At 61.0% G+C, this 14717-nt stretch carries 13 protein-coding genes; 8 read left to right on the top strand and 5 right to left on the bottom strand.

Annotated elements, in window-relative coordinates:
* Positions 1-179 precede the first annotated feature (179 nt).
* Both H096_RS31510 and H096_RS31515 read left to right on the top strand, forming a co-directional pair.
* On the top strand, positions 180-854 hold the full coding sequence (locus H096_RS31510; RefSeq protein ID WP_033903133.1) for an RraA family protein: 675 nt from the start codon (positions 180-182) through the stop codon (positions 852-854).
* The gene (locus tag H096_RS31515) at positions 851-2071 is read left to right on the top strand and encodes an MFS transporter (RefSeq protein WP_033903134.1); all 1221 of its coding nucleotides are present in this window, start codon (positions 851-853) and stop codon (positions 2069-2071) included. The genes H096_RS31510 and H096_RS31515 overlap by 4 nt, the downstream gene beginning before the upstream one ends.
* A gap of 33 nt (positions 2072-2104) precedes the next feature.
* Here the strand turns inward: H096_RS31515 and H096_RS31520 are convergent, their stop codons facing one another.
* Both H096_RS31520 and H096_RS31525 read right to left on the bottom strand, forming a co-directional pair.
* Positions 2105-2995, bottom strand: coding sequence for a proline iminopeptidase-family hydrolase (locus tag H096_RS31520; protein WP_033903135.1), 891 nt, complete (start codon positions 2993-2995; stop codon positions 2105-2107).
* An 81-nt stretch (positions 2996-3076) separates the two neighbouring features.
* Positions 3077-3835: an autoinducer binding domain-containing protein gene (locus H096_RS31525; protein ID WP_051422267.1), complete on the bottom strand. Its 759-nt coding sequence runs from the start codon at positions 3833-3835 to the stop codon at positions 3077-3079.
* 139 nt (positions 3836-3974) lie between these two features.
* Between H096_RS31525 and H096_RS31530 the strand changes: the two genes are divergently transcribed.
* Entirely contained in the window at positions 3975-5345 is a 1371-nt protein-coding gene (locus H096_RS31530) for an APC family permease (protein WP_033903136.1), read from the top strand.
* 46 nt (positions 5346-5391) lie between these two features.
* Here H096_RS31530 and H096_RS31535 read toward each other — a convergent pair whose 3' ends face one another.
* Together H096_RS31535 and H096_RS31540 are read right to left on the bottom strand one after the other, a co-directional pair.
* Positions 5392-7335, bottom strand: a complete 1944-nt coding sequence (locus H096_RS31535) for a methyl-accepting chemotaxis protein (RefSeq protein WP_033903137.1) — start codon at positions 7333-7335, stop codon at positions 5392-5394.
* Between the two features lie 146 nt (positions 7336-7481).
* The gene (locus H096_RS31540; protein ID WP_016978827.1) at positions 7482-8372 is read right to left on the bottom strand and encodes a bestrophin family ion channel; all 891 of its coding nucleotides are present in this window, start codon (positions 8370-8372) and stop codon (positions 7482-7484) included.
* 370 nt (positions 8373-8742) lie between these two features.
* On the opposite strand from H096_RS31540, the gene H096_RS31545 reads away from it, so the two are divergent.
* Genes H096_RS31545 through H096_RS31555 form a run of 3 tightly spaced genes read left to right on the top strand, consistent with a single transcriptional unit; the run spans position 8743 to position 10878 of the window.
* Positions 8743-9606, top strand: coding sequence for a hypothetical protein (locus H096_RS31545; protein ID WP_033903138.1), 864 nt, complete (start codon positions 8743-8745; stop codon positions 9604-9606).
* A 26-nt stretch (positions 9607-9632) separates the two neighbouring features.
* Entirely contained in the window at positions 9633-10673 is a 1041-nt protein-coding gene (locus H096_RS31550; protein ID WP_033903139.1) for a GGDEF domain-containing protein, read from the top strand.
* Positions 10674-10683: 10 nt separating this feature from the next.
* Positions 10684-10878: a hypothetical protein gene (locus H096_RS31555; RefSeq protein ID WP_033903140.1), complete on the top strand. Its 195-nt coding sequence runs from the start codon at positions 10684-10686 to the stop codon at positions 10876-10878.
* Positions 10879-10885: 7 nt separating this feature from the next.
* Here H096_RS31555 and H096_RS31560 read toward each other — a convergent pair whose 3' ends face one another.
* The gene (locus H096_RS31560; RefSeq protein ID WP_061436242.1) at positions 10886-11197 is read right to left on the bottom strand and encodes a helix-turn-helix domain-containing protein; all 312 of its coding nucleotides are present in this window, start codon (positions 11195-11197) and stop codon (positions 10886-10888) included.
* A gap of 78 nt (positions 11198-11275) precedes the next feature.
* Here H096_RS31560 and H096_RS31565 point away from each other — a divergent pair, with 78 nt between their 5' ends.
* Positions 11276-12367, top strand: coding sequence for an NADH:flavin oxidoreductase/NADH oxidase (locus H096_RS31565; RefSeq protein ID WP_033903141.1), 1092 nt, complete (start codon positions 11276-11278; stop codon positions 12365-12367).
* Positions 12368-12567: 200 nt separating this feature from the next.
* Positions 12568-14694 carry a TonB-dependent siderophore receptor gene (locus H096_RS31570; protein ID WP_033903142.1) on the top strand — a complete coding sequence of 709 codons (2127 nt, stop codon included), beginning with the start codon at positions 12568-12570 and terminating at the stop codon, positions 14692-14694.
* The last annotated feature ends 23 nt before the right edge of the window (positions 14695-14717 follow it).

The following is a 14717-nucleotide window of genomic DNA, read 5'->3' on the forward strand; positions in this document are numbered from 1 at the left end:
AGATTGAGCTGTATTCGTGGTTTTGCCTTGTCGTATCAGGGGTTTAGTTTGTTTATACGGAAGGGCTGCCGCTCGTCATTTGGCGGATGGCTCGGGTTTTGGTCTTGTTGATTTGAATTTGTTATGTTAATTTCGAAACGACGTTTCAAAACAAACAAAAATCATCAGAGGAATGCCCCATGTCCATCGGATTCAGAGTGCTCAAGCAGCAACGCAAGGTCGCCGCCGAGTGGGTCGAGCGTTACCGCACCGTGCCCGTCGCCAACATCAGCGACTCCATGCACCGCATGACCGCCGGCGGCGCCAGCCTGCAACCGATGCACCGCACGGGCGTACTGGTCGGGCCGGCGCTTACCGTGAAGGCACGGCCGGGGGACAACCTGATGCTGCATCACGCGCTGGACATCGCCGAGCCTGGCGACGTGATCGTGGTGGATGCCGGCGGTGACCTGAGCAACGCGCTGATTGGCGAGATGATGGTGGCCTACGCGATCAAGAAGGGCGTGGCGGGTATTGTGATCAACGGCGCGATTCGCGACGCGGCCAGCATCGGCGCCGGGGAGTTCCCGGTGTTCGCCGCCGGTATTACCCATCGCGGCCCTTACAAGGACGGCCCTGGCGAGGTGAATGTGCCGATTGCCCTGGCCGGCATGGTGATCGAACCGGGCGATCTGGTGATTGGGGATGAGGACGGTCTGCTCTGCGTACCGTTCGAGCAGGTCGGCGAGGTGTATGATCGCGCCCATGCCAAGCATGCCGCCGAACAGAAGCAGCTGGAACAGATTGCACTGGGCGAAAACGACCGTTCCTGGGTCCTTAAATCCCTGACACAAAAGGGCTGCGAGTTTATTTGAATCCTGCGTCTACCCCCCGATGGCCCGCGCCCATCCGCGCGTTGCGCCATCGTAATTTCCAGATCTACTTTGTGGGTCAGGGCCTCTCCACCCTGGGCAAATGGGTGCAACAGGTCGCGCTGTCGTGGCTGGCCTACCACCTGACGGGCTCGGCCGTACTGCTGGGCGCGATTGCGTTTCTGACGCTGTTGCCGCAGCTGTTGGTCGGGCCGCTGGCGGGCGCCTGGTCCGACCGCCACGACAAGCGCCGCCTGCTGATGGCGGTACAGGCCATACTGGCAGTGCAATCGGTGGCGCTCGCCGTGCTCACCTGGCAGCAGTGGATGGGCCGCGAAGTCATCATCGCCATGGCGCTGCTGCTGGGGTTGCTCAATGCTCTGGAGACACCCCTGCGCCAAGCCTTGATCGCCAGTTTTGTCGATGACCCCAACGACTTGCCCAACGCCCTCGTACTCAATGCGATGCTGATCAACGCCGCGCGCTTTATCGGCCCGCCGCTGGCCGGCTTGCTGATCAACTGGAGCGGCGAGGCCGGTTGCTTTCTGCTCACCGCCATCGCCTTCGGCATGTTGCTGATCGGTCTGGGCCAGGTGAAGAGTCGCGCACAAGTGCGCGCCAAGGGCTCTACCGGGGAGATCTTCCGCGAAGGTCTGCGCTACCTGTGGGGCACATTGTCCATCCGCCGCTTGCTGATCAGCGTGGTGATGGTGAACCTGCTTGCCTCCTGCTACACGGTGCTGCTGCCGATCTTGGCCAAGCACACGTTCAGCGGCGATGCACAGACCCTGGGCTGGCTCTGGGGCGCTGCGGGCGCGGGGGCTTTTGTGGCCACGATATTCCTTGCGTTCGCGGGCAGCACCTCGCGGTTGAGCCGTATCATCGCCATGGGCGCGGTGGTGTGTGCGGTGTCGTTGTGTGCGGTGGCGGCCAACCCACCCCTGTGGTTTACCTTGGTTGCGCTGGCCGGATTGGGTTTTGGTATCACGGTGAGCAATGTCAGCAGCAACATGACGCTGCAAAGCGCCGCGCCCGAAGCCTTGCGGGGCAGGGTGATCGCGTTCTACATCGCCATGCGCTTCGGTTTTGAAGCCATCGGCGGGTTACTTGCCGGTCTGTTGGCGGCGGCGCTGAGCGTGCAATGGACCCTGCTGCTGGCCGGCGGTTTGCTCGGGCTTTATCAGTTGGCGAGTTGGCAGGTCAGCCGCGGGCGCGGTTGAAAGCACCGACGGCCCACGGCTTGACCCGGCCTGCTAGCTCAGTCGCTGTTCCAGAAACCGCGCCACACACGCCATGCACGCGTCACGCTCTTCCACGTGGGGCATGTGGCTGGAATGCTCGAAAATCTGCCACTGCACATCCGCAATGCTGTCGGCGAACGGCTGCACCGTCGCGGGCGTGGCCTCATCGTAGCGGCCGGAAATCAGCAGCGTCGGCACTTGGATGCGTGACAGGCGATCGATGATCGTCCAGTGGCGCATGCTGCCGATCACATGGAATTCGGTGGGGCCGTTCATGGCGTGATACACCGTGGGGTCGGCGTCGATGGCGGCGAAGGTGCGCGCGACTTCGGCGGGCATCGGTTGGACGCGGCATACATGGCGCGCGTAGAACACGTCCGAGGCTGCGCGGTATTCGGCGCTGTCGGTAGTGCCTGCTCTCTCATGTTGCAGCAACGTGGCCTGCACCTCGGCGGGCAACGCCTGGCGCAATTCATTCGCCGCCTCGGACCACAACGCCATGGACGCCGGCGAGTTGGCGATGATCAGCGCCTTGAGGCCGGCCGGCTGGCGCACCGCATGCTCGGCGCCGAGGATGCCGCCCCAGGATTGGCCGAGCAGGGCGTAATCGCGGATGCCCAAGTGGGCGATCAGGTTGTTCAGTTCAGCGAGGAACAGGTCGACCGCCCAGTATTCGCTGGGAGCATCCGGCAGATGAGTCGAGCGGCCATTGCCGATCTGGTCGTAGTGCACCACCGCCCGCCCGGTGGCCGCCAAATCCTTGAAACTGTCGACGTAGTCGTGGGTGCAGCCGGGGCCGCCATGGGCGACGATCAGGGGCAGGCGCCCCGAGTCCAGATCGCCGGTGACTCGGAACCATGTCCGGTGGCCACGGAAATCGGCATAACCTTCGCGAACCTGCATGCTGTGTACCTCCTTGGGGATCAATGAGGTACAGGCTAGCCAATGCGTGCCGTCAGTGGCACTGGCAAAAATGCTAGGTTCTCAGACTTCCACCAGCCGGTAATGCAGGCCGCGCACTACCGCTTCCACACGGTTGCGCGCGCCCAGTTTGCGCGCGGCGCCGACCAGGTGCAGGTTGACCGTCGCCTGGGAGCGGTTGAGGGTGGCGGCAATGCCTTTGGCGGTCAGCCCCTTGGCCGAATGTTGCAGGCACTCGCGTTCGCGGCGGGTGAGGTGGATGTGCGTGCAGCAGCGCTCGGCCGGCGCCAGTAACTCGCTGGCCCTGGCCTGGAAGGCGTGGGCCAGCACCAGCATCTCGCCAAGGTTGTGCTGGGCTTGCTGCTCGGCGCCGTCCGGCGTGCCGTCGACAATCTCTGTCAGCGTGGCGAAGCCGCCATCGGGCAAGTGCAGCGGCACGGTCAAGCCGGTGCTCAGGCCGTAGTCGCGAATGTAGTGAGCCACTGGACGATGGGCCTCGGTGAGGGCGCCGTTCCAGTGCGTGTCCGTGCCAAATGACCAGACAAATGGCGTGGTGCGGCGTGCCGCGCATTGCTGCACCGGATCGATTTGGTAATAGCCGCGCTCGCACCACAGGGCGTGCATGTCCGTCGGGGCATACAGCGTCTTGAACACTGACGGCGTGATCAGCGCGCCTTCATGGCTGACTGGCACGGGGGCATAGTCGTAGATCAGCGTCTTGAAACCCAGTGAGTTAGTGGCGACCTGAACCTCGGCCAAGCACGCATCCAGCGTCGTGGTGTGGGCGAGTTGCTCGCTGAATCGCATCAGGTCGGTGTGCATGGCGCCTCCGGGCGTGGGGTTGCGCGGTTTTTCAAGCAAACAGTCTGCCAAGGCCAAAACCTAGTATTTTTCAGGATAGAGCTGCCGGCCTGTACCGCCCTAGAGTGAGGCTTCTGTTCAACCCTTGCGGAGCGTCATCATGATCGATCCTTCCACCCCCGGTGACAGCGCGCAGCTGGCGCGTTTCGGATATACCCAACAACTCAAGCGCCAGCTCAGCCTGGGTGACCTGCTGATCTACGGCATGGTGTTCATGGTGCCGCTGGCGCCGTTCTCGATCTTTGGCGGGGTGTTCGACGCCAGCCACGGCATGGTCCCGCTGACCTACCTGATCGGCTTTGTCGCCATGTTGTTCACCGCCATCAGTTACCAGCAGATGTCCCATGCGTTCCCGGTGGCGGGTTCGGTGTATGCCTACGTCGGGCGTGGGCTGAACAGCCAGTTGGGGTTCCTGGCGGGCTGGGCGATCCTGCTCGACTACCTGCTAGTGCCCACCTTGCTCTACGTGATCGGCGCCAATGCCATGTCCAACGTGATCCCCGCCGTGCCACAGCCGCTGTGGATCGTGTTTTTCGTGGTGCTCAACACCCTGGTCAACCTGCGCGGTATCCAGACCACCGCCCGCGCCAACCGCTTGTTCCTCTACGGGCAACTGGTGGTGCTGGTGGTGTTCGTGGTGCTGGCCAGTATCGCGATCAGCAACGGCGTGAATGGCGCCAGATGGACCATGAAGCCGCTGTACAACCCGGACGAGTTTTCCCTGCCGCTGATCTTCAGCGCGTTGTCGGTGGCGGTGCTGTCGTTCCTGGGCTTCGATGCGATCTCCACCTTGTCGGAAGAAACCCGTGGCGGCAGCCGAGCGGTGGGACGTGCGACCTTATGGGCATTGGCGCTGGTGGCGGCGTTGTTCATGGTGCAGACCTGGCTAGCGGCGCTGTTGCAGCCCAATCTGGTGCAGTACCCGGATGCCGATGCGTCGAACAACGCCTTCTATGAAATCGGCCGCCTGGTGGCCGGGCCCTGGTTGCAGGTGGTGATCGCCCTGGCCGTAGCGATCGGCGCAGCGATCGCTAACTCCCTGGTGGCCCAGGCCGCCACTTCGCGCTTGTTATTCGCCATGGCGCGGGACCGCCAATTGCCGCAGTTTCTCAGCCAGGTGCACCCCGTCACCGGCGTGCCGCAGCGCGCGACATTGCTGGTTGCGGCGCTGAGCCTGGTGCTCGGCCTGTTCTTCGTGGGGCAGATCAACCTGCTGGCGTCGATGTGCAACTTTGGTGCGCTGACCGCGTTTTTGCTGCTCCATGTGGCCGTGGCCTGGCACTACCGCAGCGCCGGTCGCCGGCTGGTGCACGGGCTGGTGCCACTGATCGGCTTTGTGATCATCAGCTACGTGCTGGTCAACTCCGACAGCTATGCCAAGGTCGGCGGCACGTGCTGGATTGCGCTGGGGATTGCCGTGCTGGTGTTTTTCAAGGCCACCGGGCGTTCGACGGAACTTCAGGTGGGTTGAGCCATTATCTGTAGGAGCCGGCAAGCCGGCTCCTACAGAGGAAGGGTTAGAACTTGAACCGACCCACCAACCCCTTGAGCTGACCCGAAATATCCGTCAACCGACCTGACCCGGTCTGCGCCGAGTGGGCGAAGCCTTCGACCAGCTGCGCGTCGGCATGGATCTGCGCGATGTGTCGGTTGATCTCTTCTGCCACCTGGTGCTGTTCCTCGGCGGCGGTGGCGATCTGGGTGTTTTGATCGCGGATCGAGTCCACCGAACCGCGGATCTTGTCGAAGCTGTCGCGGGCCTGCTGGATACGTTCCACGCTGGTGTGGGACACCAGCAGGCTGCCTTGCATCTGTTGCGTCACTTCTTGGGTGCGGCGGGCGAGGTTGCCGAGCAGGCTGTCGATCTCGCCAGTGGAGTCGGCGGTGCGACGGGCGAGGGCGCGGACCTCGTCGGCGACCACCGCGAAACCTCGGCCTTGATCCCCAGCACGGGCAGCTTCAATCGCTGCGTTGAGCGCCAGCAGGTTGGTCTGCTCGGCAATCGAACGGATGGTGTCGAGGATGGTGTTGATGTTCTTGCTGTCCTGCTCCAGCAACTGCATGGTCTGGGTCGACTTCTGCAGGTCTTCGCTGAGCTTGAGCACGCTGCCGGTGGCTTCACCGATGTGGTGCTGGCCGTCGTGCACATCGCGGTAGCCTTCGTCGGCACTGGTGGCGGCGGCGCTGCAGGAGCGCGCGACTTCGTTGGCGGTGGCGACCATTTCGTTGAACGCCGTGCTCACCAGTTCCACGGCTTCGCGCTGGCGGCCGGCGGCCTGGTTCATGTTGTTGGCGACTTGGCTGGTGTCGGCGGCGGCGGTCTGCAGGTCCGACGAGGCGTTGCCGATTCGCTGCACCAACTGGGCGATCATGCTCAGGAACTGGTTGAACCAGCCGGCCAGGCTGGCGGTTTCGTCCTTGCCTTGCACCTTGAGCTGACGGGTCAGGTCGCCTTCACCTTCGGCGATCTCTTGCAGGCCGTCGGCCACGCCGCGAATCGGCCGTACGATGACGCTGGCAAAGCTGGCGCCGACCACCGCGAACACCAACGCCAATACCGCGGCAATGGCGGCGATCAACCAGGTCAGGCGGGTGGCGCCGGCCATGACTTCGTCGCGCTTGATCAGGCCGATAAAACGCCAGCCCAGGTCTTTGGAACTGACCATATTGGCCATGTAGGCCACGCCATCGATCTCGATCTGGGTCACGCCGTCGCCACGCTTGGCCAGTTCGGCGTAGTTCGGGCCCAGGTCAGCCAGGGGCTTGAAGTTGTGCTTGGCATCGCTGGGGTCCACCAGCACGTTGCCGTTGCCTTCCACCAGCATCAAGTAGCCGCTGTCGCCGAGCTTGATGTTGCGCACCAGTTCGGTGAGCTGCTTGAGCGACACGTCCAGGCCGACCACGCCAAGGATATTGCCGCTGGCATCGGCGACGGTGTGTACGGTGCCGATCAGCGTCACATCGTCCGGCGCCCAATAATAGGCGCCAGTGCGCACTGTTTTGCCCGGTGCGGCGATGGCCGCCTGATACCAGGGGCGTACGCGCGGGTCGTAGTTGTTGAGTTTGGTGTCGTCGGGCCAACTGGCGTAGCCGCCGTCTTTCAAGCCCAGGGACAGGTAGGCGGTGCTCGGATGGCTCTTCGCGAACTGGTCGAAAATCTCCAGCAGTTCTTTATTGGTGGGGGTGAGGGGGATTTGTGCGGCGTCGGCGCCGGCGTAGCTCTTGAGGTCCTTGGCCGCGACAACGCGCGGGTCCTTGGCCACATAGTCGACGTTCTGGCTGATGCCGTCGAAGAACTGCTTCATGCCATTGTCGATCTGGCGGATCTCACGGCCGCTGCTGTCGAGGAAATTGGCCTGGGCCCCCTCACGCAGATTCAGCACAACCAGTACCGCGACCAAAATAACCGGGACGCACGCGATGGCGGCAAACGCCCAGGTCAGCTTTTGCTTGATATTCATGACTTCACCCGCGGGTATTTATAATTTTTGGCAAGGAGAAAACAGTAGCGTCGAGCGTCGCATGTGTTGTTTTGAGAGGGGTGTGGCCCATGCGTACTCCCTGTGTATCGACTGCGGGAGCACGCACTTGAGGGCCAGAGGAGGGTTTAACCGATGCGCTCGCCACCCAGCGCATCACGCTGCATCGACTGCAGGTTTTTCTCGATGGTTTCGCAGATGGTTTCCATCTGGATCTGGTGTTCGCTGGAGTTGAACGGGCTTTGCAGGTCGGTGCCGATGCGCTCGATGGCCAGCAGCATGAAACCCACCACCGTCGAGGCCAGCGGGGTGAACCAACCCAGGGATTCCACCAGGCCCACCGGTACGATCAGGCAGAACAACGAGATAAACAAGCGCGGGAAATACACGTAGGGGTAGGGCAGCGGGGTATTGGCAATCCGTTCCATGCCGCCCTGGGCGTTGGACAAGTCCACCAGGGTCGACTCCAGTCGCGCCAGGCGGATGCTGTCCAGATGACCGGCTTTATATTCTTTGGCGAGCAGCGCGGCAGAGCCGGTGAGGATGTCGTTGGCGAAGTTGTTGGTCGCGCCATTACGCGCGAACTCTTCGCTGGGAATGAACGCGCGGACTTCTTCAGGGCATGGCTGGCCCTTGAGATGGGCGGCCAGGCAGTTCACGTACGCTACATGACGGCGCAACAGGGTGGCCTTGACCGGGTTCACTTCGCCGTCGGGGTCGTCCAGCAAGGTCAAGACCTGGCGCGCAAAGCTGCGCGAGTTATTGACCATCGCGCCCCACAGCGTGCGGGCTTCCCACCACCGATTGTAGGCGCTGCTGTTACGGAAACTGATCAGCACCACCAGCGCCGAACCCAGCAGGGTCAGGGGCATCAGCGGCAAATTGATCTTGGCGGTGAGAAACAGCATGAAGTCCACGGTGACGGCGACGTCCCACAGCAACAGCCAGAACAGCGCCCAGCCCACGTAACCCATGGTCTTGATGATCAGGCGGTACTTTTTGAGGATGGCAGCTTTCAAACGAAGACCTCGCGGCGAGCGGTAAGCAACAGTGCCTTAGCTCGGACGCCGGCGGGTGGGTAAGGTTCGCCCCGAAGACTGAAACGTTTAAGTCGGCTTGGTTGGATTTGGCTTACACCGCTTGGCTTTCAAGTGTGCGGGCGATATGTAAGTAAATGTCACAAGAGTTTTGCTGCTCACCCAGTTGCTACGGGCCATTGGAACAATTTTGGTAGCGATGGGGTCCCGTACTGTAATCACGATAGATTGCGCTTCGAGGCAAAACGCCATTAGTGGCTTTTATTCTGACGTGAGTTGTTGTGAGACCTGGTTGCATAAAGAGTGCAATTGAAATCAATGAATTCAGGTTGTTTGATCAGGGCTCTTTCTCATGTGTGGTCGTTCGTTGAAGTTGGCGCTGGAGCATTCGGCACGTGTAGCCGAATGCCATGTGGAATTTGAGGCGTGCATCCGCACGCATTACACACTGCTGCTGGAGCCTTATTCAAAAAGGCCGTTTTTTTACAAGACGGCGTTGAAGTTCAATCGTTTGATGGTGTCTTTTGCGTTATTGAGTGCCTATTTTTCTCGGCCGTTGCCGTTACTTTCCGAAGTGAAAGCATTGTGTCTGGCGCGCGGATTTTGCTCGAGGAACGGCCTGGAATCGATCTTCCTGTTGTTCAGGGCCTTGGGGTTCATGAAAGTGACGGGACACCTGGAAGATAGCCGTTTCCGCGTTTTCAGCCCGTCGTCCCAGGCGTGCCAGGAAGTCAGGGCGATGCTCACTTCGGTCGTGGACCCGCTGGGCACGCTCTATCCGGAAAATACAATGATTCGGCATTTGGGTGGGGTAGATGACCGTGCTTTTCTGGCCGTTTATTTCAAAGGCTTTGCGACGATCCTTGAGTGTAATTCGACCATTGATCAGTTGTTGCCGGATTGTTATTGGTTGGTCAATCGTGATGCCGGTCACTTGTTGATGTTGGCTATCTATAACGACGCGTGTGCGTTGGACAACACCGGTGCCAGTTTCCGGTCTTCCTCTTATCTTTCACTTGCCGAACAATTATCGGTCTCCAAGACGCACGTTATTCGCTTGGTTCGGGAAGGGGTGGACAGGGGATATTTCAAAATTCATTCCAAGACGCAACTGGAAGTGCTACCGCCGTTTGTGGTGTTGGTCAGACGCTTCATGGCCTATTCATTTGCGATCAGCCTGCACAGTCTCCAATTGGGTCATAACGACGGTCAGTAGGCGACTCATGTACAGGGAATGAACGAATGCCGGCGAACTTGAAGCTTCGGCCACGGATGCAAAGGCTATTGTCACCGGCGATCTTGCAGGCTGAAATCATCGGGATTATCGCCTGGTTGGGCGTATTGCTGGTCGATCCATCGATGAAGTTTGATGTGCACAAACTGATTGTCACGCTGTGTCTGCTGGTGGTCTGCCGGCTTCACCGCGCGGTGACCCACTACTACGTGTGGCGGCTGCTTGGCGTTGCCTACATGGTGTTGCTGGCTGTTGGATTCGCTTACGTGTTGCACGCCAATCTCGAACTGCAAGTATTTGCCTTGCCGCTGGCGTTGACGTTGGTGCTCAGCAGCGCAGTACTTTTTATCACGCCCCGGGATTTTCTGATGTGTGCAGCGTTGGTCTGGTGCGTGATGTGGCCAAATATCCAGATCGGTGTGTACGCTGGCGTCGAGGTTTACCTGTTCATATTTTGTCTGTCATCAGTGTCTATTGGCTTCATCCTGAATTTCTCTTACTTGAAGAACTTGCGCTCCGTGCTGCTGGTTGAAAGTGAGTTCCGCGAACTGGCACACACTGACCACCTGACGTCCCTATTGAACCGGCGCGCCTTTATGGAAAGTTTCGCCAAACTGATTGCAGCCGGTCATACCGGCTATTTCATGATGTTGGATATCGACAGTTTCAAGTTGAAGAATGACCAATTCGGGCATGACGTCGGTGACAGGATTCTCTGCGCGATGGCCGCGTGCCTGAAATCCACTCCTGGCAGCCACAGTTTCGGCAGGATCGGCGGCGAGGAGTTCGGCGTATTACTGGTCTGTGATGATCCCCACACGGCGACCGATTATGCGCTACGCCTGCTGCATGCCATTCGCTGCAGTGTCGCGCCGCCCCATGACTACACCTGCAGTGCGGGCATGACGTGCTTTACGGCGGGCGCTGAGCTGTCTGCGGTACTCAAGTGTGCCGATCGCAATCTCTATGCATCCAAGCGCAACGGCAAGGATTGCGTGCATCTGGATGGCAACCCTGTGCGACCGCGTTTGCCCGCGGCAGTTGAATAAACGAGGACGTATGAAGATCGAATTGGAAGACGTGGGCTCACCCGAAGGTTGCCTGCTGCGGCTGGGTGACTTGAGCATGATGTTCAACACGCGTCTGGAGGCGCAGCAATTTGTCGACCAACTGCAAGGGCGTATTGGCGCAATGAAGTTTGGCAGTGCGCCGGACCGAGGCGTCGAACAGGGCGAAGACGATCCGCTGGCCTGATTTTGGTTCAGTGCTGGGCGAGGATGCACCCGAGCAAACCGGGAAAGCGTTCCTCAAGCAAATCGCCGCGCAATGAATTCATGTGCGTGGTCCCCACGCTGCGGGTCTGCACCAACCCGGCATCGCGCAACACGCGAAAGTGATGGGACATGCTCGACTTGGGCCGCCCGCCGTCCAGCTCGCCGCAGGTGGCTTCAGGCACGCCGGCCAGGCAGCGCACGATTTCCAGGCGCACCGGATCGCTCAGGGCGTACAGCACGCGTTCGAGGGTCAGGTCTTGAAGGGGAGGGTGTTTGAAGGCTCGCATGAAACGAATCATAACAGGGGGCTATCGTTGAACACCATAGTTCGATTACCATCGAACTATCGAATCAACCAACCACTGGCTGGAGTCAACATGTCCGCATTGTTCGAACCGTTCACACTCAAAGACGTCACCCTGCGCAATCGCATTGCCATTCCGCCGATGTGCCAGTACATGGCCGATGATGGCATCGTCAACGATTGGCACCTTGTGCACCTGGCCAGCATGGCCCGTGGCGGGGCTGGCCTGGTAGTGGTCGAAGCCACCGCCGTCGCGCCGGAAGGCCGTATCACCCCAGGCTGCGCCGGGCTCTGGAGCGACGCCCACGCCGAGGCTTTCGTGCCGATGGTGCAGGCCATCAAAGCTGCCGGTTCGGTGCCGGGCATCCAGATCGGCCATGCCGGCCGCAAGGCCAGCGCCAACCGCCCGTGGGAAGGTGACGACCATATGGCCGCGTCCGATGCGCGCCGCTGGGAAACCATCGCACCGTCGGCCATTGCCTTCGGTGCCAACCTGCCGCAAGTGCCGCGCGCCATGACCCTGGACGACATCGCCCGTGTGCGTCAGGACTTCGTCGACGCCGCCCGCCGTGCCCGCGACGCCGGTTTCGAGTGGATCGAGCTGCACTTCGCCCACGGCTACCTGGGCCAGAGCTTCTTCTCCGAGCACTCCAACCAACGCACCGACGCCTATGGCGGCAGCTTCGACAACCGCAGCCGTTTCCTCCTGGAAACCCTGGCCGCCGTGCGCGAAGTGTGGCCGGAAAACCTGCCGCTCACCGCACGTTTCGGTGTGATCGAATACGACGGCCGCGACGAGCAGACCCTCACCGAATCCATCGAACTGGCCCGTCGTTTCAAGGCCGGTGGCCTGGACCTGCTGAGTGTCAGTGTCGGCTTCACCATTCCCGACACCAACATTCCATGGGGCCCGGCGTTCATGGGCCCGATCGCTGAGCGCGTGCGTCGTGAAGCGGGCATTCCGGTGACATCGGCCTGGGGCTTTGGCACGCCGCAACTGGCGGAAGGCGCCTTGCAAGCGGGGCATTTGGACTTGGTTTCGGTGGGGCGTGCGCACCTGGCTGATCCGCATTGGGCGTACTTTGCGGCCAAGGAGCTGGGCGTCGAGAAGTCGTCGTGGACCTTGCCTGCACCGTATGCGCATTGGTTGGAACGTTATCGCTGAGGCGGTAAGGGCGTGACAGAAGCCACTCGTGAGAGTGGCTTTTTTTTGCGCGGGTTTTGCCGTGCGTTGCTACGAAGCGGTTACTCGATAAGTCGCTAATGAGAATAAATGCCAAACGGTAATGATTTGACATATCATGCCGCGCAGAATAATTGGCAGATATGCCGCCCCATCTGGCTCTTTCACTAGGTTTATCCTTCATGCGTCGTACCCTGCTTTCCGTGTGTGTGCTTCAGGCGTTTTCCCCGTTGAGCTGGGCGGAGGTCGAACCGCTTGAAAAAGCTGCGATCGAGCTGCAAACCACCAGCATTACCGGCGCGGCCGACTACGAAACCGCCCAGGGTCCGGTGCAGGGCTACCATGCCACCCGCTCGGCAAGTGCGACGCGCACTGATACCTCGATCCACGAAACCCCGCAGTCCATCAGCGTGGTGTCCAAGGCGGTGGTCGAGGACATCGGCGCCACCCGCTTGCAGGACGCGCTGGACTACGCCGGTGGCGTCGGCCGGGCCAACAACTTCGGCGGGCAGGGGCTCACCACCTTCACCGTGCGCGGCTTTACCACCGGCGAGTTCTACCGCAATGGTTTCCCGATCAATCGCGGCTACCCGAACATGCCCGACGCCAACACCATCGAGCGCCTGGAAGTGCTGCGCGGCCCGGCGACCATGCTCTACGGCCGTGGCGATCCCGGCGGCACCTTCAACGTGGTCTCCAAGCAACCGCTGGCCGAGCCGACGGTGACCCTCGGTAGCCAACTGGATGACCAGGGCATGCAGCGCGCCACCCTCGACGCGTCCGGCCCGCTGGATGAAGACGGCCGCCTGGCCTATCGCTTGAACGTGGTGGGCGAGGGCGGCGACACCTTTCGTGATCACGTGGAAACCGAGCGCTACGGCGTGACCCCGGTGATCACCTGGCAGGCCACCGACGACACCAAGGTGATCTTCGAAGGTGACTTCATGCGCAACAATCACCCGTTGGACCGTGGCTTGACGCGTTACCCCAATCAAAAAGGCACGCCTTCGCGCGACACCTTCTGGGGTGAAAAAGACGCCGGCAAACTGCACAACGACAACAGCATGGCGCAATTGCGTTTCGAGCACCTGCTCAACGAAAACTGGACCCTGGGCGGTGGTTTCCAGTGGCTCGACGGCACCTTGCAAGGCAATGCCATCGAAGCCAACGGCCTGGCCGCTGACGGTCGCACCCTGGGCCGCAACTTCAACTACCGCAAGCTGGAGTGGACCGACAAGGACACCCAACTCAACCTCACCGGGCATTTCTCCATCGGCGGTTTCGACCACACGCTGCTGACCGGCGTCGAGTTCGAAGACTACGACTACAAGTCGATCATCCAGCGTTCCAGTGGCGCGGTGGGTGCCTACCCCATCGACATCTTCAACCCGGTCTACGGCCAGCCGCGCCCGGCACTCACGCGCACGCCGACCCACGACAAGGAAAACCTCAAGACCTACGCCGCCTTCGTCCAGGACCAGGTCGCCCTGACCGAGCGCCTCAAAGTGCTGGCCGGTGCCCGCTTCGAGCGCTTCGAACATGACTACCACACCTATGTGCCAGGCGGTAAAAGCTGGGAAGCCAGCGATAACGCGGTCACCCCGCGCATGGGCGTGATCTACGACCTCACCGACACCGTCGCGGTGTATGCGGACGCAGCCCGTTCGTTCAAGCCCAACACCGGTGCCAGCCGCCAGGGGGGTGGTTTTGAGCCGGAGAAAGGCAAGTCCTACGAGATGGGCATCAAGTGGGAAGCCCTGGATCGCCAACTGAGTGTCGACGCGGCGATCTACCAGATCGAGAAGAAAAACGTGCTCACCACCGACCCGCTGGACTCAACCTTCAGTGTCGCCGCCGGCCAGGTGCGCAGCCGAGGTTTGGACCTCAACGTCGCCGGCAACATCACCCCGCAATGGCGTGTGATTGGCGGCTATGCCTACGTGGACGCCGAAGTCACCAAGGACAACACCCTGCACACCGGCACCCGCTTGCTGAACATTCCGCGCAACAGCTTCAGCCTGCTCAACGTCTACGAATTCCAGGACGGCGCACTCAAGGGCCTGGGCCTGGGGGCGGGCGGCAAATACGTGGATGAGCGCGCGGGGCAGACCTCCAACACTGCGTTCTCGATGGATGCCTACACCGTGGTCGACCTGCTCAGCTACTACAAGGTCAACGACAAGATCCGCCTGAACCTGGACGTGAAGAACCTGTTCAACCGCGACTATGAAGAAGGCGCGTTCGGCAACGTGTATGCGTATCCGGGTGAGCCGCGCACGGTGCAGGTGGGGATCGCCTACACCCTGTAAAAAAACGGGGAAGAGCGGGGCGC

Source organism: Pseudomonas sp. FH1 (genome assembly GCF_000510895.2).
Lineage (GTDB): Bacteria > Pseudomonadota > Gammaproteobacteria > Pseudomonadales > Pseudomonadaceae > Aquipseudomonas > Aquipseudomonas azotoformans_A.

What these genes read in the sequence shown, in the direction of transcription:
- H096_RS31510 (WP_033903133.1), top strand. Translation starts at nt 180, where the DNA reads ATGTCCATCGGATTCAGAGTGCTCAAGCAGCAACGCAAGGTCGCCGCC.
- H096_RS31520 (WP_033903135.1), bottom strand. Translation starts at nt 2,995, where the DNA reads ATGCAGGTTCGCGAAGGTTATGCCGATTTCCGTGGCCACCGGACATGG.
- H096_RS31525 (WP_051422267.1), bottom strand. Translation starts at nt 3,835, where the DNA reads ATGCACACCGACCTGATGCGATTCAGCGAGCAACTCGCCCACACCACG.
- H096_RS31530 (WP_033903136.1), top strand. Translation starts at nt 3,975, where the DNA reads ATGATCGATCCTTCCACCCCCGGTGACAGCGCGCAGCTGGCGCGTTTC.
- H096_RS31535 (WP_033903137.1), bottom strand. Translation starts at nt 7,335, where the DNA reads ATGAATATCAAGCAAAAGCTGACCTGGGCGTTTGCCGCCATCGCGTGC.
- H096_RS31545 (WP_033903138.1), top strand. Translation starts at nt 8,743, where the DNA reads ATGTGTGGTCGTTCGTTGAAGTTGGCGCTGGAGCATTCGGCACGTGTA.
- H096_RS31550 (WP_033903139.1), top strand. Translation starts at nt 9,633, where the DNA reads ATGCCGGCGAACTTGAAGCTTCGGCCACGGATGCAAAGGCTATTGTCA.
- H096_RS31555 (WP_033903140.1), top strand. Translation starts at nt 10,684, where the DNA reads ATGAAGATCGAATTGGAAGACGTGGGCTCACCCGAAGGTTGCCTGCTG.
- H096_RS31560 (WP_061436242.1), bottom strand. Translation starts at nt 11,197, where the DNA reads ATGATTCGTTTCATGCGAGCCTTCAAACACCCTCCCCTTCAAGACCTG.
- H096_RS31565 (WP_033903141.1), top strand. Translation starts at nt 11,276, where the DNA reads ATGTCCGCATTGTTCGAACCGTTCACACTCAAAGACGTCACCCTGCGC.
- H096_RS31570 (WP_033903142.1), top strand. Translation starts at nt 12,568, where the DNA reads ATGCGTCGTACCCTGCTTTCCGTGTGTGTGCTTCAGGCGTTTTCCCCG.